Source organism: Achromobacter xylosoxidans, assembly GCF_014490035.1.
Classification (GTDB): domain Bacteria; phylum Pseudomonadota; class Gammaproteobacteria; order Burkholderiales; family Burkholderiaceae_B; genus Achromobacter; species Achromobacter bronchisepticus_A.
The window spans coordinates 1,941,669-1,957,505 of record NZ_CP061008.1 but is presented as its reverse complement, the minus strand read 5'-3'; the positions used below and the strand labels follow the sequence as shown (position 1 = coordinate 1,957,505).

General features: G+C 58.5%; 22 protein-coding genes and 1 tRNA gene. 9 read left to right on the top strand and 14 right to left on the bottom strand.

Going from position 1 to position 15,837, the window contains the following annotated elements; all coding sequences use genetic code 11:
• Positions 1-3 precede the first annotated feature (3 nt).
• The 8 genes from IAG39_RS09065 to IAG39_RS09030 form a co-directional block, all read right to left on the bottom strand.
• A complete protein-coding gene (locus IAG39_RS09065) occupies positions 4-363 on the bottom strand; it encodes a hypothetical protein (protein ID WP_054453617.1) in 360 nt (119 codons plus the stop codon).
• A 14-nt stretch (positions 364-377) separates the two neighbouring features.
• A complete protein-coding gene (locus IAG39_RS09060) occupies positions 378-851 on the bottom strand; it encodes a hypothetical protein (RefSeq protein ID WP_156337365.1) in 474 nt (157 codons plus the stop codon).
• A 44-nt stretch (positions 852-895) separates the two neighbouring features.
• On the bottom strand, positions 896-1,345 hold the full coding sequence (locus tag IAG39_RS09055; protein WP_118934026.1) for a VRR-NUC domain-containing protein: 450 nt from the start codon (positions 1,343-1,345) through the stop codon (positions 896-898).
• Entirely contained in the window at positions 1,342-2,100 is a 759-nt protein-coding gene (locus IAG39_RS09050; RefSeq protein WP_124260397.1) for a replication protein P, read from the bottom strand. The genes IAG39_RS09055 and IAG39_RS09050 overlap by 4 nt, the downstream gene beginning before the upstream one ends.
• Positions 2,072-2,908: a helix-turn-helix domain-containing protein gene (locus tag IAG39_RS09045; protein ID WP_118934024.1), complete on the bottom strand. Its 837-nt coding sequence runs from the start codon at positions 2,906-2,908 to the stop codon at positions 2,072-2,074. The genes IAG39_RS09050 and IAG39_RS09045 overlap by 29 nt, the downstream gene beginning before the upstream one ends.
• On the bottom strand, positions 2,905-3,399 hold the full coding sequence (locus tag IAG39_RS09040; protein WP_118934023.1) for a nuclease domain-containing protein: 495 nt from the start codon (positions 3,397-3,399) through the stop codon (positions 2,905-2,907). The genes IAG39_RS09045 and IAG39_RS09040 overlap by 4 nt, the downstream gene beginning before the upstream one ends.
• Positions 3,396-3,695 carry a hypothetical protein gene (locus tag IAG39_RS09035; RefSeq protein ID WP_118934022.1) on the bottom strand — a complete coding sequence of 100 codons (300 nt, stop codon included), beginning with the start codon at positions 3,693-3,695 and terminating at the stop codon, positions 3,396-3,398. Before IAG39_RS09035 ends, IAG39_RS09040 begins: the two co-directional genes overlap by 4 nt.
• Positions 3,696-3,989: 294 nt before the next feature.
• Complete coding sequence (locus IAG39_RS09030; protein WP_118934020.1) at positions 3,990-4,433, bottom strand: phage regulatory CII family protein; 444 nt, start codon at positions 4,431-4,433, stop codon at positions 3,990-3,992.
• A 300-nt stretch (positions 4,434-4,733) separates the two neighbouring features.
• On the opposite strand from IAG39_RS09030, the gene IAG39_RS09025 reads away from it, so the two are divergent.
• Both IAG39_RS09025 and IAG39_RS09020 read left to right on the top strand, forming a co-directional pair.
• Positions 4,734-5,216 carry a hypothetical protein gene (locus IAG39_RS09025; protein ID WP_118934019.1) on the top strand — a complete coding sequence of 161 codons (483 nt, stop codon included), beginning with the start codon at positions 4,734-4,736 and terminating at the stop codon, positions 5,214-5,216.
• Positions 5,217-5,334: 118 nt separating this feature from the next.
• Entirely contained in the window at positions 5,335-5,820 is a 486-nt protein-coding gene (locus tag IAG39_RS09020) for a hypothetical protein (RefSeq protein WP_118934018.1), read from the top strand.
• 190 nt (positions 5,821-6,010) lie between these two features.
• On the opposite strand, the gene IAG39_RS09015 is transcribed toward IAG39_RS09020, so the two are convergent.
• Entirely contained in the window at positions 6,011-6,247 is a 237-nt protein-coding gene (locus IAG39_RS09015) for a carph-isopro domain-containing protein (RefSeq protein ID WP_124260396.1), read from the bottom strand.
• 47 nt (positions 6,248-6,294) lie between these two features.
• Between IAG39_RS09015 and IAG39_RS09010 the strand changes: the two genes are divergently transcribed.
• The 3 genes from IAG39_RS09010 to IAG39_RS09000 all read left to right on the top strand — a co-directional run bounded on the left by IAG39_RS09010 (position 6,295) and on the right by IAG39_RS09000 (position 8,799).
• A complete protein-coding gene (locus IAG39_RS09010) occupies positions 6,295-6,960 on the top strand; it encodes an XRE family transcriptional regulator (RefSeq protein ID WP_118934017.1) in 666 nt (221 codons plus the stop codon).
• Between the two features lie 86 nt (positions 6,961-7,046).
• Positions 7,047-7,946, top strand: a complete 900-nt coding sequence (locus IAG39_RS09005) for a hypothetical protein (RefSeq protein ID WP_124260395.1) — start codon at positions 7,047-7,049, stop codon at positions 7,944-7,946.
• On the top strand, positions 7,939-8,799 hold the full coding sequence (locus tag IAG39_RS09000) for a hypothetical protein (RefSeq protein ID WP_124260394.1): 861 nt from the start codon (positions 7,939-7,941) through the stop codon (positions 8,797-8,799). The genes IAG39_RS09005 and IAG39_RS09000 overlap by 8 nt, the downstream gene beginning before the upstream one ends.
• Before the next feature lie 563 nt (positions 8,800-9,362).
• Here IAG39_RS09000 and IAG39_RS08995 read toward each other — a convergent pair.
• Together IAG39_RS08995 and IAG39_RS08990 are read right to left on the bottom strand one after the other, a co-directional pair.
• The gene (locus tag IAG39_RS08995) at positions 9,363-9,848 is read right to left on the bottom strand and encodes a hypothetical protein (protein WP_118934014.1); all 486 of its coding nucleotides are present in this window, start codon (positions 9,846-9,848) and stop codon (positions 9,363-9,365) included.
• A gap of 54 nt (positions 9,849-9,902) precedes the next feature.
• Positions 9,903-10,565 (bottom strand): hypothetical protein, encoded by a 663-nt coding sequence (locus IAG39_RS08990; RefSeq protein WP_118934013.1) that lies wholly within the window; start codon positions 10,563-10,565, stop codon positions 9,903-9,905.
• Positions 10,566-10,902: 337 nt separating this feature from the next.
• Here IAG39_RS08990 and IAG39_RS08985 point away from each other — a divergent pair.
• The 3 genes from IAG39_RS08985 to IAG39_RS08975 all read left to right on the top strand — a co-directional run bounded on the left by IAG39_RS08985 (position 10,903) and on the right by IAG39_RS08975 (position 13,086).
• A tRNA-OTHER gene (locus tag IAG39_RS08985) sits at positions 10,903-11,023 on the top strand.
• Between the two features lie 364 nt (positions 11,024-11,387).
• Entirely contained in the window at positions 11,388-11,570 is a 183-nt protein-coding gene (locus IAG39_RS08980) for a hypothetical protein (RefSeq protein WP_118934012.1), read from the top strand.
• A 334-nt stretch (positions 11,571-11,904) separates the two neighbouring features.
• Complete coding sequence (locus IAG39_RS08975; protein ID WP_118934029.1) at positions 11,905-13,086, top strand: two-component system sensor histidine kinase NtrB; 1,182 nt, start codon at positions 11,905-11,907, stop codon at positions 13,084-13,086.
• Here IAG39_RS08975 and IAG39_RS08970 read toward each other — a convergent pair.
• From IAG39_RS08970 to IAG39_RS08960, 3 genes are all read right to left on the bottom strand, one after another.
• Positions 13,080-13,469, bottom strand: a complete 390-nt coding sequence (locus tag IAG39_RS08970) for a response regulator (RefSeq protein ID WP_118934011.1) — start codon at positions 13,467-13,469, stop codon at positions 13,080-13,082. The two genes, IAG39_RS08975 and IAG39_RS08970, sit on opposite strands and share 7 nt — an antisense overlap.
• 499 nt (positions 13,470-13,968) lie before the next feature.
• Positions 13,969-14,733 (bottom strand): class I SAM-dependent methyltransferase, encoded by a 765-nt coding sequence (locus IAG39_RS08965; protein ID WP_118934010.1) that lies wholly within the window; start codon positions 14,731-14,733, stop codon positions 13,969-13,971.
• A 353-nt stretch (positions 14,734-15,086) separates the two neighbouring features.
• Positions 15,087-15,296 carry a cold-shock protein gene (locus IAG39_RS08960; RefSeq protein ID WP_054451283.1) on the bottom strand — a complete coding sequence of 70 codons (210 nt, stop codon included), beginning with the start codon at positions 15,294-15,296 and terminating at the stop codon, positions 15,087-15,089.
• Positions 15,297-15,653: 357 nt separating this feature from the next.
• On the opposite strand from IAG39_RS08960, the gene IAG39_RS08955 reads away from it, so the two are divergent.
• Complete coding sequence (locus tag IAG39_RS08955) at positions 15,654-15,821, top strand: hypothetical protein (RefSeq protein ID WP_165867935.1); 168 nt, start codon at positions 15,654-15,656, stop codon at positions 15,819-15,821.
• The last annotated feature ends 16 nt before the right edge of the window (positions 15,822-15,837 follow it).

Below are 15,837 nucleotides of genomic sequence, written 5' to 3'. Positions count from 1 at the left end.
TCCTTAGCAAACTTCACGTTTCACCTTGTCTTTGAAAAGCCCCAGATACAGCCTGTATTCGGTGGCCGAAATTGCCTTGCCCGTCACCTGGGCAATCCAGCGCAGGGCTGCCGCGCGCCGCTGGTGCGCCTCCAGCCCTGCGAACCGTTCATGACGCTGCGGATACTCGGCGATGATGATCATGCGTTCAAGGAGAGGTAGCGCCTGATGCAGACGCTCAACCGCCATCGCATGGTCCACCTCGATCGGGTGGTAATCCTCAGTCGCCGGCTCGTACCACACCATGTTTCCAACTGATGCACCGGACCAGCACCAGCGCGCCCAGTTCCACAAAACGGCGTTAGCGTCGAATCGGTCAGCCATTGCGCCCCCGAGCCTTAGCCCAGCTCCTTAAGGAGCGTGGCAATCTGCTTGACCTTGGCCAACTCTTTCGCATCCGCTGCCGCGCGCTCCTCGATCATGATTGCGGCCTGGTCGATCTCTTCGGCCAACGTCCCCAGCCCAGCCATAACCGTCCGAACCTTTTCGGCGATGATCGCCAGCACGTCCATGGGCGCCGCTTGCTTTGTGCCCCCGAGTACATCAACGGGTTCCTTGCCGTGGAAGGTGTTGCTCATCATCTGCTGCCCCTGATTCGTCATCGTCAATTTTTCCTTCACCTCAATGCGCCGGAACGACCCCGGCACAACCTCTTTGATCAACCCCGCCTCCCTCAGCCTCCTCAAGCATCCGCGCATGGTGTGGATATCCGGGGATGCGCCCGTGGTGTCCTTCATGGCCTGAGCAATCCGCAACGCGGTAAAGGCGGTGGTGCGCTCGGCCGGCAAGACCGCATAGATCTTCTGAGCCAACGCCGTCTGTCCTGCCAGCAAGGCCGCATTTCGTCCCGGGGTCATCAAATCACCCCCGGGGAATAAGTCACTTTCGGATTCAGGTATTCCAGCAGGACGGATCGCGCTTGATCAAAGCTGCGGCACACCTCGACGCGATATCCCGCGCCCTTGAGGTATGCAATCCAGTCTTTCTGGCTTGTGCTGACCCGGCCGTCGCTGGTCTTCATTTCGATCCACAGCCCCGGGCATCCGAAGCGCGGCACCGGCAAACAAAGATCTGGCACCCCGGGCTTCACGCCCTGCCCCTTCAGCTTTGCCGCTACAGCCGCGTGCCGCTGACCGCCGTTGGGAACATGGAAGAGGCGCGATAGCTCCGGGTACACACCGGCCTGAAGGTTGGCCCAACGTATAACCTGGGCTTGAATGGTGTCTTCGCTGGGTCTAGCGAGAACCGCCACGCGACTGGTCGTGCAATGCGTGCGAGTAGCAGCAGTGTTGGGCCATCGCTTCATGCCTGCGCCCCCTGGTCCGTGCCCATGCGCAGCGCATTGCGCGCCATGGCGACAATCCCTGGCGAGTAGCGCTTGCCATTGGGGTTTTCGGTTTCAGCGATCACCCGCTTCCACCCGCGCAACGGATCACGGCCCGACTGGTTCAGGATCGCACCCACTCCCGTTGCCTCCAGCGCCTTGGCGGCCTCTGCCGGCGTCGCATGAGTCGCCCCAGGCGGAGGCAATGCGACAGCGGGCACGGGGATGGCTGCCCATTCGCCCCGGCCCAGTTCATCCGACAGTGCCCGCTCCCAACGTGACTGCATCACCGAGTAGCCGCAGTTCAGCAGGTCATGGGAGCCGACGCGCACCGCAGCCCAGTACACGGCGGGATGGCTCCATTGCCCCACCTCGCCGCGGCGGCGCGCCGTCATCCCCGCAACAGCGTCATGGAATGCGTTCTCCGGGATCAGGCCTGGCCGGCACGCGCGGATGAACTCGCCTACGGCGGGCGGCCAGTCGGGGAACATGCGGCGGCAGGTCCGCAGCCCCTCGGCCACTTCCTGAGGCGTCACGCGGTCCTCGTCCAGCGCTTCGGCCCAGGCCTCTTTCCAGTTCTCGATACTCTGCATGTCCGGGAAGTCCTTCAGCCAGCGCCCCCCGTACGTGCCCGACAGCCGGTTCCACAGATGGTCAATCGGCGTGATGCCATCCAGCTTTTCACGGGGCACGAGCCAGCCGTTTCCCTCAGACGTTGATCGTGCGACCGTCGTCATAGTCGTTGCCTCCTGAGGCTCGATTGCGATTCACGTATTCCGTGGGGTTGAACTTGCCGCCCCGGCCGGATGGTTGCCCACCTGGGGCGAACAGCCCTTGCCAGCTTTTGCCGATGGCATGGGCAATGACCGCTTCCGGCGTGTGGCCCTGGTGCCGGAACCCGGCCAGGTCTTTCACCTGCTGCTTGGCAGCCTCTTCGGTCAATGGCTTCCGAATCTGCACGCGGTGACGCACCCAGCGCCCCCACAGTTCCGCATCCAGCCAATCCGGCAATTCCACGCACATCGGATCGAACCCCGGCGAGCGCTTGCGCGCGCCTGTGACGGTTCTTGATGGTTCTGACGGTTCTATGACGGTTATATGCGGGTGCAACCCGTTGCACCCTTTCATGTCGCCGTTTGCACCCTTTGCGTCGTCAGTTGCACCCTTTGTGTCGTGGTTTGCACCCTTTTCCGCCGGTTCAGGTGGTGCAAAATCTGCACCGTTTTCCTGCTCCGGGTCCGTCGGTTTGAGGGATGCAAAATCTGCACCCTTTATCCAAGCCTCAGAAATCCGGTACTCACGGCGCTGATTGCGGCCGCCGTTGCCAGCATTCACCAGGATCAACCAGCCGGCCTTTTCCATGCCGCGCAGTTGGTACTGAACGGCGCGCACCGACTGGCGGGTCTTCTCGGCCAGGGATGCGATGGACGGATAGATGCCCGTACCTTGATCGCTCGAATGGTCCGCGAGCGCCAGCGCGAGAATCATCTCCCCACCGCCGTTCGGATACCGCTCGAACACCATCCCCATGACTTTCACGCTCATGGCGACTCTCCATACAAACGTTGGTACCCGCGCTCGGCGTCCTCGGGCCATTTGCCCAAGGCGATGATGCGCAAGCGCGTAAGACGCAGCGCAGGAACGAAGTAGCTCAGCTTCATTTCCCACGGCGCGGTTGATTGATCGAGGAAGTAATGGCATCCGCCGCAGCCAAAGGCGATCGCCCAGTCATGGGCCTTGATCCCCTTTCCTTTCCCGTCGCGTATCTGGTTGGAATGGCATGCCACTGTCGTGTCTGTACCGCCCTGGCAGTACTTGGGCACGCGCAGCAAGCATTCCTCGCCCTTGGCAAGGTCCAGCAGCGCCGGGTTGCGATAGACGGTCTTGGGCGGCTTCTTGCCCTTCTTGCGCGCCTTCATGGAAGCGCGGGGCGGCGGCAGCGCCTTTGCGCGCATCATCGGGGCCTTGGCCTTCAGCGGCGCGCCACGCTTCATCGGCGTCTTCTGGCGAAGCGGCGTCTTGCGTTGCAGCGTCATGCAGCCCCCGCTTGCTTTCGAACACGCCACCATGCCGGCAGATGCCACGCATTCACGCGTTGCTTGACCAGCCCATCTCGAACGGCATCGAACAGGAAGGCATTGACTGCGCAGCTGGCGGCCATGGCGCGTGATGTGCTGAACCAGGGATCTACCGGCAACAACGCGGGCTCAACGATGGCTCGCAGCGCCCCCACATCCACACGGCGCGGCGTTTCGATAATGGCCTGGCGGACAGCTTCCACCGTCGCCAGCGGCACGCAGTAGCCCCTGAACATGTGCAGGCAGTCAGCCATAGATGCCGCTCCATGCCACGAACGGCTTGCGGATGGCCGTATGAAACAGCCCTGCTGCCGTAGCGTTGTGGTCCAACTCCGCGCGACTGATGACCCCGCACATGTCGCGCACGTACTGCGCTGCATGCTGGCTCGGGGACACGCCCACAGGGGCGGCACCGATGCGGGAAACAACCCACCGCTGGAACTTCGCGCTGCTGCACATCATTGCAGCCGTGCGCGACAGCGCCGCCCCCTTACGCTCCGCGGACGGGACACGCGCCCGCACGGGTACACCCGATGTTCCGCGCTGCATCATTCTTCGGCCATCCCGCTCAGACGGTTCGCAACACTCGCCACAGCCTCCATGACCACGCGTCCAGCCGCGGTGACGCGTGCAACCTCCTGCTGGTCCACGCCGCCGTCGGCCAGGGCGTCGTACACCTCATGGCCAAACTTGCCATGGGCGACCATCAGGCCGGCGACCTGTTCCAGCACGGAGATGTCGCTTTCACCGCAGGATTCTGGGGCCTTCACCAGCAGATACCCGTTGCTGTGCGCGAATGCGGCCAAGATCCGAGGATCGCCCGTCATGCGGACGATGCGATCCGCCTCGGTAAGGGTCAGGTGGTGCGTGGTGTTGTTGGGGTTGACCTTGTTGCGCAGGACGGCCGCTGAGATGCCAACCAGCGGCCCCAGGGACTCACTCCCACCCTTGTATTCATGCACCGTCAGATCGGCCGCAGTAGTGATGTTCATCTCATGAATTCCTGAACGTATTAATTGCTGCGCAGCGGCCTTACGCTTCGCAGCATGGAAACAAGAATCTCGCCCCGCCCATCAATCGCCACTGGCTGGACGTCGCCCCACGCTCTTTTGGGACCTGTTGGTTCAGGTGTCAGCGATATCTGCACCGGCACGCTACTCACCGGGCCTCGCGCGAGAATCGGGCGGAGGCACCGGCAACGGCGAGTGCTCTGTGTTCGGGATCTTCTCGGTTCCACGCAACGTAGAATCAGTGGTTCCTACGCCACCGTTTCCTACCCTGGGGGAACCTTCTTGGACTTTTCTCTCATCACTAGCGCAGTCGCTGCCATCAATGGCGCCATCGACCTCGGCAAGGGGGCTATGTCCGTCAGAGACGAGGCCAAAGCGATGGACATAGTCCGGGCCATGAACGAAAAGCTGCTCGATGCCCAACAGCGTCTTTTCGAACTCAGCGCTGCCATCAACGCGCTGCAACATGAGAACTTCCATGCCACACAAGAACTCCGAGAAGTTAGAGAAGCCCTCGCAGAGCGCGGCCGCTACTCGCTTGTCGAGATCAGTAACGGCCAGCTGACTTATCGGATAAATCCCTCCCCAACACTTTGCGGGGCCAGCGACCCAAGCTCCCCGGAGCCTGATCACTACATCTGTCAGAAGTGCTTTGACGGCCCAGGTAAGAACAAGGTTGTCCTGCAACGCCGGTTCCGCACCGGAGGCCGGAATTCGTACTGGCACTGCGCCGGCTGCAATATGGGATGGGCCTTCGACAAATGATTGAGCGCGTCTGCTAGCGTCGTGGCTACGCATAGGAGGGCTCCCGAAGCGGAGTGAGCAGCTCCCGACTGCTATGACTTACGCCCTCAATCCACACACCCTCTGAAAAGGAATTGCCATGGCGACCCTCAATCGCGAGACTCAGCTGATTTGCCTTCAACGCCTGGCCGCGGAGTATCCGAACGAGGTAAATGTAGATTCCTGGGAAAACGAGTTCCCTGACTGCGCCGTGAACCTTGCGTACCTGCATGAACACGGCTTGATCAACGCAACCATCGTGCGCCCCATGTCCGGGCCTGCTCAGGTCGTTGCTGCCTGCATCACCGCGCAAGGGATGGATTTCCTTGCCGACGATGGAGGCCTCGGCGCGATCCTCGGTGTAGTGACTGTGCGGCTCCATGACGACACCATCAAGGCGATGATTGAATCTACGATCCTGCAATCGGACCTCCCGCAGCCAGAAAAGAAGAGATGGCTCGATCAGCTTCGATCGCTGCCCGCCGAGACCACAAAACACCTCGTACTGAAGCTCGTTGATAAAGGCCTGGAGTCGGGACCAACTGCACTTCCTGCAGTCGGAACCCTGCTGGGGATGACCTCATGAACAGCGCGAATCCCGCTTCTGGGCCAAGTTCGACCCAGAATCCGTCAACGCCGGTCGATACCTCCATGACGCACTGGCCGTTGTGAAAAACCAAGGAGGTGGGAAGCAGCTCAAGCGTCTGCACCGACCTATGCATGGGAGGGCTCCTGATGGAGGCGAAAGCCAAAGCGCAGATCGCTGCGTCTTAATGTCATGCTGCCCTCACCTTTTCGACAAGCTCAGGCCAAACCTTGGCCCAGTGCTTGCACAAGAGACGCTTCGGAATACCGGAAGCCGTCTCAAGAGCGGTCGCGTATTCGGCGGGCACATTTCCGGATTTTTCCCACTGTTGGACGGTCTGGTAGTTGTTCGCGCCGGTCTTCCTTGCCGTTGCCACCGGTCCGCCGGCATTGGCGATGGCTTGAGCTATGTGAGAGTTCATATCCATCCAACCACTCTATACAAGAAAAACTAGCATTGCAAGAAATTCCTGCAATGACACAAGCCTTTCTTGTGGGTAACCTCGCGCGCATGCCAACGATCCACAAACGAATCAAAGACCTGAGAGAGAAGCTTGGGCTGTCCATGGAACAGCTGGCCGAGCGCGTGCCCGTTTCCTGGCAGACGGTTCAACAGTGGGAGAACGGCAAGACTGCTCCCAAGCGTGCCAGGCTGGAAGCTGTCGCCAAGGCTCTGCATACGACTCCGGAATATTTGGCGGTGGGTCCCGTCTCAGATCCAGACACCGACGAGTTCGTCGCCGTCCGTCGCCTAGACGTTCGCTTATCCGCCGGTCATGGCGAGATCGTTTTGTCGGAAGATGAGAAGAGCCGCCTTTCATTTCGCGCGGACTTTCTGCGCACTGCTGGAGCCACACCAGAACAGACCGTATCTGTGTCGATAACGGGCTCCAGCATGGAACCTTTGATTCCAGATGGAGCCACCGTCCTGGTGAACCGCGCGGCGACCTCCATCGTCAATGGCAAAATCTATGCCTTTCGCCAGCACGACGAGGTTAGAGTGAAGCGCCTGCACAAAGGCAACGGCGGATTTATTGCCAGGTCGGAGAATGTCCTGGGCAACCCCGATCTACACCTGGATTTCGAAGACCCTGAGATCGAAATCATCGGCAGAGTCTTCTGGGTCGGATTTAGGCTGTAACCGCCTTTTGTCTAGGCCGGCACCAGGCCGCAGGATGATGAGGCGAGGCGGTGGGTGAGGTGGTTCCCATAAACCAATAGAACGCTATGGCCAATTCCACGCAAATTAATTGCAAGCCGCCGATTTTTGAATTGATGTCAGAGCCTACTGCTGTTGCAGGCGAGCATCTGAACATGGTATGGCGGGCCCTTGCATGCCCGCACGGGACCAGCGAGCCTGGCTCAGCCATGATCATAAAGGGGCTTTGCACACCGATATCCCTTGCTACCGAACTCGCGTGTGCGCTTGCAGGCATCTATCTGAAATTACCGATCCCTGCACCGTGCCTAGTTTTATGTGACCCAGATCTCGTAATCCAATTACCAGAAGATCTCCGCCAGCGATCAATGAAGGCATCGGACGGCAACCTAATCTACTTTGGTAGCAGGCTGGTTTTCGAATATCCGATTCGCCCGACTGGTACAGCCGATCCACGGATAATCGAGCGGATATGGAACAAACTTTGTTCAAATGACGTCGCGCCCGCTGGTGCCGCGTGGGACGAGCTTGTTGCCAATCCCGACCGTCATCATGAAAACATGACGTTCGATGGCGAACAATGGTGGCTATATGATCATGACAAGGCATTGGCCCCGCTCGCGGAGCTTTTCGCGCGCTTGGCGGAAATCGACAACCGCCAAACGATCGCAACACATAGAGCCACCCGCAACCAAATTGCGTCGGAAATGGAGAGGCGACGATGCGACATGACGCGCATCGGCCAACGATCGAAGGTGATGTCGAGAGGCTCCAAGGCGTTCGATCTGCTGGTATCGCAAGTTGAGCAATGGATCTATGATGACACTCGAGTGCAAGGCGTGCTGACGTTGACCGCCGACGTCCTGCGATCCATCGGGTTTCGCTTGCCTGCCATCGAGCTGCTTGTTGAGCAGCGCATCAACACAAGGGAAATGCCGCCCCTCTTATGGAGCGATCAGGATGCATAACACGCCACCCGTCATCAAGGCGCGCTACGCACCCGTGTACTGGGAGCCTATGCCGTCGATAAGCGAACGATTCGTGTCGATCATTGTTGTTCAGCCCATCTCTGTCGAGTCCAAGGCCCCACCTACTGCCAGAGTCGTACTTTCATTGGACCGACTTAAGGCAATGTTTGGAAAATCTGCAAAGCACGTTTACGGAATCATGAATGAAACTGCGGATTTTCTGGCCCATCTACTGGAGATGGGAACGCCAATTGAGCGACTTCAGATCCCGTTTACCGGCTTTGCGCTGGGAGATGTGCGCATAGCCCGCGGCAGAACTATTGAGCAGATGCTCGATGGGGCCGTGAGGTCTATTTCGTCACTGAGTGCCGCGGACGCACTCTATCAGCCCACTTCATTGTCGATCCGACGGCAGACCCAAGCCACAGCCAGTTTTATTCAGCGTGTGCGGAGGGAGTTTTCAGTAAATGACCAAACGCGTCGCGAGCGTTTTCGACGTACGCTCCACACCCAGGAAAGTGGAGTGGTTGTCACGCTCGATTATTCATTTAAATCATGGGTCGTTCAGGTAACGAGCCTCCCCCATCTGGCGCGGCAAGAGACACACCTAAGGCGAGAGGCAGAGAGCAAGCTTTTCGAGCTCCAGGCGGTTCGCGGCGAGCTAGAGGGTAATGCTCGTCCGATCCTTATGGTCAACTCCAGCGCGCTGCAACACCCGGCCAACGACGAAACGCACGATCTGGCACATGCCGCCTTCGACCATCTCCAAAAATGTGCCTCTCTCGCCGGGGCGCAAATGATCTCAGCTCGCACGGCAATGGAAGGAGCACGCGCGCTTGAAACAATGCATTGACTGCGCTTGTTAAACGCATTCGAATAGCCACCTACGGGTGGCTTTTTGTTGTCCGGCACCCTCCTATGCCTCTTCCTCCTCGCACTGGATGATCCATCCAGATGATGAGCCGCTACACGCTCGTGAGGTAGTGGTTCCTTGACTGCGCTGAAGTTCCAGCGTCGCCTCTGACAATCCTGAACAGTCACGGCTGATATCACCGGTGCGCTTCAAGCGGGCACTTTTTGTCCGAACCGAGCTACTACAACGATAAATACTGGTTTTTCTTGCATGCTAGTTTTTCTTGTGGCACATTACATTCATGCGGCGACCGATAGTCGCTAGAACACCGACAGTACCGCTCTTTAACAACCGAGGCCGCCCGCCCCCATCGGGGAAGGGCGAAACAGGACGACCAGGCGCCAGCGCGCCCCCAGCCCCTGTGTGCCTGGCCCACCACGGCCAGGCAACGCCCAGCCGGGCGTGGCGACGATAACCCCGGCCTCTTTCCGATTCCGCTGAAAAGCGGGTTTCGGCCAGCGCCGCGTGCGGCGCTTACCGAAGCAACAATCCTCGTGCGCCGACTACCAGAGAAAGTAATTGGGACTGACCAGAAGGCGTGATCTAACTTTGACCCGGTCGCACAAGGAGGTGTCGGCGTGAAATGCCAGTTGAGGTCTCGCCCCCCCTGCGAGCTTGGCGTATGCGCCAAGTGTGCGCTCAGGAAACTGAATGCCGCGCTGCGTGATTTCGTTGTACTTATGGAGCGTCAGATCGCCACTGCCTAGAATACTCTCTTCCCCGGTGCTCACATCATCATCGGCTGGGATCGAATGCAGTTTCCCTTGAGCGGTGATAAATCCGTAGTCCGAGACCGTGATGGAGTGATCACTCTTGTTAATGAAATGCACCATGGTTTCCGGCCCATGATCGGGCATGACAGAACCACATCTCACCAAGAACCTATCCTTCTTTCTGCGGGTAAGCAAAATGAGGTTTAAAACCCCTGTAAGCGCCCCGATTACAGCGCCGATGGTAACCACGTACTGATTGAACACTTCAAACGTCATCCTAGATCCCCCAACACCTGTCGGCGTTTGTATATCGTCTCACCGCTTGGAGTATCAACGGGCCTTCGTATAGGTCGAATTGGCTCCTCTCACGAGACCACGACCATTTCCAGGAACATCAAGTTCGTTGAGGACATTCCTGAGACTTGCCAACCGCTCTTGCGCCTCGGAGACTCTTGCATCGGCAGAGTCCAATGTCCTTTTTTTGAAGTTTTGAATGGAGCCCTCACGCTGGCGTATGGCTCGCAAAGAGTATGTAAGAAGTCTTTGGAATATGACTACGTCATAGACCATTTTGGCGGGCACCCGAGTCGGCAGCACCGCAAGCATTGCAGCTTCTGCCCGATCCAGTCTGTCAGTTTCGGCCGAAAACGCTTCGCCGCCGCCTTTATGTGCAGCAATCGACCTGGACGCATCTTTGATTGCGTACAGTGCATCCTCGGCCAACGCGACCACCAATCTTGAGGCTTCCAGGTCTTCACGCCGTTTCTCGTCTTGAAGCAACCGAGTTTGCTGCGTTCCTTGAAACAGGGCACCCGCAAAACCTCCAAGGATTGCGACGATTGCTCCAAGCGCCTGGAACCAGGCCGCCGCCTCCGTACTAGTCCATTTGTTTCCGATTAACGCGCCGACAATCATCGCGGCGATCACCAGGGCGACATAAATCAGCCCGTTCGTACCTCTCGCGAGAAGTCGCGTCACCCCAGACTCAACCATTTCTCTCCTCCTAGATATCGATTCTCGGGCGAATCGTATCGCAATCGATCAAATTAGTTCATCAGACGGGACGCCCATAGCAGCTTCTGTTCATGCCCCGCGTGCGGGGTATCGGCAGGCGCTGTTGCCTGACTTTGAACGGACCCGGCCAACTCAGCAAGTTGCGGCTGACCGCCCACGGGTAAATGGGTGGCAACGGTAGGGCAACGCCGATAGCCCATCGCAGCAATCGGTAGCGGGTCGCTGTGTCACCAGCCCCCGCAGCGCGCAGAAGCTTGCGCGAAGTGTCGTGGTGGTACGCGGCGCTAGACACCCCGGAAAGACGGGGACCATCATCGGGTCGGTAGCTCAGTGGACAGAGCGCCCGGCGTCCCGGAGGTTCGGCAATGCCAACGGGTCGCGCCCCAGACGCATCCGAAGGCAGGCATGCCTCGCTGGTTCGAATCCAGCCCGACCCGATGATGGTGAAGCGCCTTCGGGCGCTCGCTCTTAGGAGCGCGGCGACGGCCGGCCCATCCCCCTTCCCGCCATTCAGGCCGGCGCATCCCCCTCGGCAGTTCGCCGACCGGGGGGGCCAACTTTGTACGAAAGGCGCGCCCCTGGCGACGAGGTGCGCCGGCCTGAGTGGCCTTTTCCCTCCACCTCCCCCCCCCCGAGGACATCCATCATGTTCGCAATGCTCACGCACTCGCTGCGCCAGTTCGGCGCGGCCCTGTTCAACGTCCTGCACGTGATCGCCAAGGCGAATCACTGGTAACGCGCGCAGCAGCCAGATTTTCAACCCGTGGCGCCCGGTCGGCGCCGATCATCCCAGAGGAATCTATGTCCGAAATTACCGTCGGCCAAACCTACACCCTGAAACCCTCGACCCCGCGCGGGAAGCCCCTCGGCGCCAACGTCACAGCGATCAAGCGTCGCGGCCTCGGCCATACCGTCGAGTACCGGAGCGGCGGCAAGACGATGCAGTGTTCGATGGGAAAGTTCAAAGACCGCCTGGCCAGCTAAATAGCCTCCCCCTGCGCCTGAGGCGGTCGGGGGAATTCGGAGAGCGGGCCTACCCCGGCCTCGCTCCAGTAAAGAAGGAAGGGCGAAACAGGACAACTAGGCGTAAGCCCCCCCGGAACCTGTGTGCCTGGGCTTCTTAAGCGTGGACACGCCCAGCCGGGCTGGCAACGATCATCCCCACCATTCACCTGCGCCGCGACAGGACGCAGACAGATAAGTTTCGCGCTACTTTGGTCCCTATTTTTGAGAAGGAACGGTGTCAGCGAAACACCGTTGCAAGACAGCATTCGCCGTTTAATAATTGATCACCCCAGCATCGCGAATCGGAGCAATGATGAGCACCGTTGAGCCCCCGGAACAAGGGAATACTGTTCACCTTAGCAGCTTGGTCCTACTGGATGAACCGTACCGCTACAAGCTTCTGGTAGAGGCCGTTCTCGACTATGCGATTTTTCTGCTCGACGCCAATGGCTTCGTCGCAAGCTGGAATGCTGGCGCCCAGCGCTTCAAAGGCTACGAAGCAGCCGAAATCATCGGACAACACTTCTCCCGCTTCTACACAGATGAAGAACGGGCTGCAGGCGTGCCAGAGCAGGCTTTGGCGATCGCATCGAACGAAGGTAGATTTGAGGCCGAAGGTTGGCGAGTGCGCAAGGATGGCTCGCGATTCTGGGCCAGCGTAGTAATAGACCCCATACGGGATAGCTCGGGCCACCTCATCGGTTTCGCCAAGGTCACACGGGATATCACAGAAAAGCAACGAAGCCAGCAGGAGCTACAGGCTACGCAGCTGGCCCTGCATCGAGCTCAACGCCTGGAAGCGCTTGGGCGCGTGACTGGTGGGTTAGCTCACGATTTCAACAATTTCATTTCAGTCATCGGTGGCGCTACGGAATTGCTGCGCAATACCGAACTCGCTCCCGAAAAGCGCCTCAAGTACCTCAATGCAATTGCGGATACGGTGCAGCGCGCAACTCATCTAACGCAACAGATGCTCGCATATGCGCGCCGTCAGCCTCTTGAGCCGTCCAACGTGGACGTGGGCTTATGTGTCGAAGGAATGAAACCGATTTTCCAAGCCACACTGGGGTCTGCGGTTCGGGTGCAATACCAGCTACCTAGCGAACCATGCCTAATATGCGCCGACGTCAGCCAGCTAGAAAACGCACTGCTAAATTTGGTGGTCAACGCTGGAGACGCAATGCCTTTCGGCGGCAATGTAAAAATTACCGTCAATTGTGCCGACTCGCGCCCGGATGGGGATGGCCCCATGGTCACAGGCCAATTTGTAGTTGTGAGCGTTGCAGACGACGGCGAAGGTATTCCCCAGGAGGTTCTGCATCACATCTTCGAACCTTTCTTTACCACCAAACCGGAAGGGAAAGGAACGGGGTTAGGGCTGAGCCAAGTTTTCGGATACGTTTCGCAAACGGGAGGACATGTCAATGTGGTTAGCTCTTCCGAAGGGGGAACGACGTTCACCCTCTACTTTCCGAAGGTCTGCCCCCCTCAGTAGCTGCAACACAGCACTGTTTCCAGCAAACGAATCAGATCATCCGCGGCCCAAGGCTTCTGGATGAACTTCGTCCCCGGTGGAAGCGCATCGGTGGCCGGGTAACGACGCCCAGACGTCAAAAGCACAGCAATTGTTGGGGATTGACCGCGTATTAGCTCCGCCATCTCCAGACCATCCATAGAGCCAGGCATCTCGATATCCGTGACGACCGCGCGAATGTCGGCGCGCGCGCCAAGGCAGACCAGCGCATCATCAGCATTACTTGCCTCGACGACGACATAACCTTCTCCCGCCAAGATCTCCGCGAGAATCCACCGGGCGGTAGAGTCGTCATCCACGACGAGTACAACCTTCTGCTTTGCGCAAGGTTTGGCGTCTGTCATGTGTCGTAATCCGGTTTGCAGCGGGCGAAGATTCCAGCTGCAGTCGCCCCGCTCGCACGCGTGGCGGGATTTCTTGTTTGTTGGCACCGCCGAAGGGCGAACTGGCGCTCTTCTTGGCCTGTTACGCCGTCGCTCGATAGCAGCAAGTCTCATGCCTGTCTATGGCATCCACGGTATCGGCAGGCGCTGTTGCCTAATCAAGAGTTTCTTGAAGCCCTGCTCGACATCCTCGCGCCCATTCTCAACGTGCAGGACCGCAACGGCGACCTGAAAGACCTACCCAACCTGCCCCGATCATCGGAGCGGCCTCGGAGAGCAGGCCGGCGCAGCAACGTCACCGGCGCAAAAGTTACTTTCCAACGTGAAGCGATGATCGGGCCTCCGGCCTGCTCTCCGAATCCCACCACCGCACACACCGCGCAGATCCACATGCAAATGAGCAGATGTAGAGGATCAACTGCCGACCAGAAGCGGACTACGATTGCATTGCTCTGTTAGGTCAAATACGACTCGGGCGACTCGCCTCAAAGCTGATGATCCGAGCGCCGTTGCGGGGATGGCGTCCATGCTGGTAGTCACCCGACACCACCACATCTACAAATCCAGTTTCCCGCAATGCGAGAGCCAACTCCTCGACACCCCACCAGCGCAAATGGAATAGGTCAAGTTCTGCCGACAGCAACGCTCCATCCCGCCAGTGTTCGTAGCGCAGATGATCAAGGGTTGTTTGTTTGATGTAATCAATCTCGGCCCGATGACTGGTCAGCGTCAGCAAATCGCTGCCATCCACCGCCCAACTGCGCACGGAGCTCGCCTCTCCAATGAGGCTCTTGATGGGATCAATATCTACGATCAGCCTGCCACCGGGCAGTAGATGATCCCAAAACCGCTTGAGCACGGCCATTGCCGAAGCGGTCTCTGTAATCAACTGCAGCGACCCCGCCGGCATGACAATGCACGCGAAGCGTCGATCGTAGCTAAATTGTTCGAATGTCTGACAGGTCAGCGCTGGAGCAAGACCTCTACTTAGGCACTCCTGCCTACAGTAGTCGAGCATGTCTTGCGACGCGTCGAAACCTTCCATCGCTAGCCCCATCTCAAGCATCGGTATGAAGATCCGGCCATTGCCGACCGCAGGTTCCAAGATCGGGCCATCACACCCGGTCAAGCGCTGCCGATAATATTCCAGGTCGCCGAATGAGTGGCCAATGGGCTTATCTAGGTGGTAGATCCAGGAAGCGAGTTTTCCGTACCTATTTGGCATTTCTTCTCCATGTCAAGATAAGTAGGCTACCTTACGTGACTTGGCCATGAATACAAACTTGGCGGCAGAAGACAACGTCTTACATGGAAGCGAGAACGGTGGGTCAAGCTTCGCTGAACCACCATCGAATCTCCAGACGGATGTCGATGAGAATGAAAAAAAGCGACCTCCACCAAGAAGTGCTGGAGCAGAAAGCCCCTTCAACCTTTCAGCAAGCCGCTTCGATTCAAAAGCGGGCAACGGGGCATCGGCCCAATGCAACCTGTTGCCCACAAAACCAAAGGGCTGGATCCACTGTTTCAATGGATCCAGCCCCTGTACCGCAAGCAGCTTGCCTTAGGGCAAGCTGCCGATTAAATCGCTTTGATCATCGTCGCCGTGGGGCCTTTTTGCCCTTGACCGGCCACGAAGGAGACACGCTGGTTCTCTTCCAGAGATTTGTGGCCATCACCCTGAATTTCAGAGAAATGGGCGAAGAGGTCTTTGCCACCCAGCTCCGGCATGATAAAGCCGAAGCCCTTGTCGTTGTTAAACCACTTCACGATACCAGTTTCAATCTTCAATGTAAGTCCTAGATTTGCAGGGAAAATGTTCCCGCGGCCACTATCAATGATTAGCCGCAACAAAGATATAGCTGTTACGAATTAACACACTCCCTGAATCCAATTCTTCGTGGCTTCAGAGAGCGGCCGGCGCTGCGACGTCACCGGCGCTGAAAGTGACTTTCAGGAATTCACCGGGCTACCGGCCCGCTCCCCGAAGCCCACCCACCACCGCGCACACCGCGCAAATCTCCATGCCCTCAACTATCCCCGCCATCTGGTGGGGCTTGGCGCTGCTCGCCCTGGTGGCGGTAGTCCTGGTCCCCATCGGCAACTACTTCACTCGCCGCTATGTCGCGGCCGATCCCTGGAGCCCTAATGATCCGCCGAATTCTGCGCGTCTATGGCGAACTGCTCATGAACATCACCTTCTGCGTTATCGCCATCGCCGTAGCCCTGCTTGGCTATGGCGAGCGACAACAAGCCGACGAATCCACCATCACAGCCCAGGACTGCGGCAATACCGCTTACGCCGCCAAGGGATAAACCGGAGACCCCTCTC

Bases quoted from the DNA above. Each gene is read 5' to 3' on its own strand.
- IAG39_RS09000 (WP_124260394.1), top strand. From the start codon at position 7,939: ATGCATAACACGCCACCCGTCATCAAGGCGCGCTACGCACCCGTGTAC.
- IAG39_RS09015 (WP_124260396.1), bottom strand. From the start codon at position 6,247: ATGGATATGAACTCTCACATAGCTCAAGCCATCGCCAATGCCGGCGGA.
- IAG39_RS08995 (WP_118934014.1), bottom strand. From the start codon at position 9,848: ATGACGTTTGAAGTGTTCAATCAGTACGTGGTTACCATCGGCGCTGTA.
- IAG39_RS08975 (WP_118934029.1), top strand. From the start codon at position 11,905: ATGAGCACCGTTGAGCCCCCGGAACAAGGGAATACTGTTCACCTTAGC.
- IAG39_RS09045 (WP_118934024.1), bottom strand. From the start codon at position 2,908: ATGAGCGTGAAAGTCATGGGGATGGTGTTCGAGCGGTATCCGAACGGC.
- IAG39_RS09055 (WP_118934026.1), bottom strand. From the start codon at position 1,345: ATGAAGCGATGGCCCAACACTGCTGCTACTCGCACGCATTGCACGACC.
- IAG39_RS09020 (WP_118934018.1), top strand. From the start codon at position 5,335: ATGGCGACCCTCAATCGCGAGACTCAGCTGATTTGCCTTCAACGCCTG.
- IAG39_RS09035 (WP_118934022.1), bottom strand. From the start codon at position 3,695: ATGGCTGACTGCCTGCACATGTTCAGGGGCTACTGCGTGCCGCTGGCG.
- IAG39_RS09005 (WP_124260395.1), top strand. From the start codon at position 7,047: ATGGCCAATTCCACGCAAATTAATTGCAAGCCGCCGATTTTTGAATTG.
- IAG39_RS08990 (WP_118934013.1), bottom strand. From the start codon at position 10,565: ATGGTTGAGTCTGGGGTGACGCGACTTCTCGCGAGAGGTACGAACGGG.
- IAG39_RS08965 (WP_118934010.1), bottom strand. From the start codon at position 14,733: ATGCCAAATAGGTACGGAAAACTCGCTTCCTGGATCTACCACCTAGAT.
- IAG39_RS08970 (WP_118934011.1), bottom strand. From the start codon at position 13,469: ATGACAGACGCCAAACCTTGCGCAAAGCAGAAGGTTGTACTCGTCGTG.
- IAG39_RS08980 (WP_118934012.1), top strand. From the start codon at position 11,388: ATGTCCGAAATTACCGTCGGCCAAACCTACACCCTGAAACCCTCGACC.
- IAG39_RS09050 (WP_124260397.1), bottom strand. From the start codon at position 2,100: ATGACGACGGTCGCACGATCAACGTCTGAGGGAAACGGCTGGCTCGTG.
- IAG39_RS09030 (WP_118934020.1), bottom strand. From the start codon at position 4,433: ATGAACATCACTACTGCGGCCGATCTGACGGTGCATGAATACAAGGGT.
- IAG39_RS09010 (WP_118934017.1), top strand. From the start codon at position 6,295: ATGACACAAGCCTTTCTTGTGGGTAACCTCGCGCGCATGCCAACGATC.
- IAG39_RS08955 (WP_165867935.1), top strand. From the start codon at position 15,654: ATGATCCGCCGAATTCTGCGCGTCTATGGCGAACTGCTCATGAACATC.
- IAG39_RS09040 (WP_118934023.1), bottom strand. From the start codon at position 3,399: ATGACGCTGCAACGCAAGACGCCGCTTCGCCAGAAGACGCCGATGAAG.
- IAG39_RS09065 (WP_054453617.1), bottom strand. From the start codon at position 363: ATGGCTGACCGATTCGACGCTAACGCCGTTTTGTGGAACTGGGCGCGC.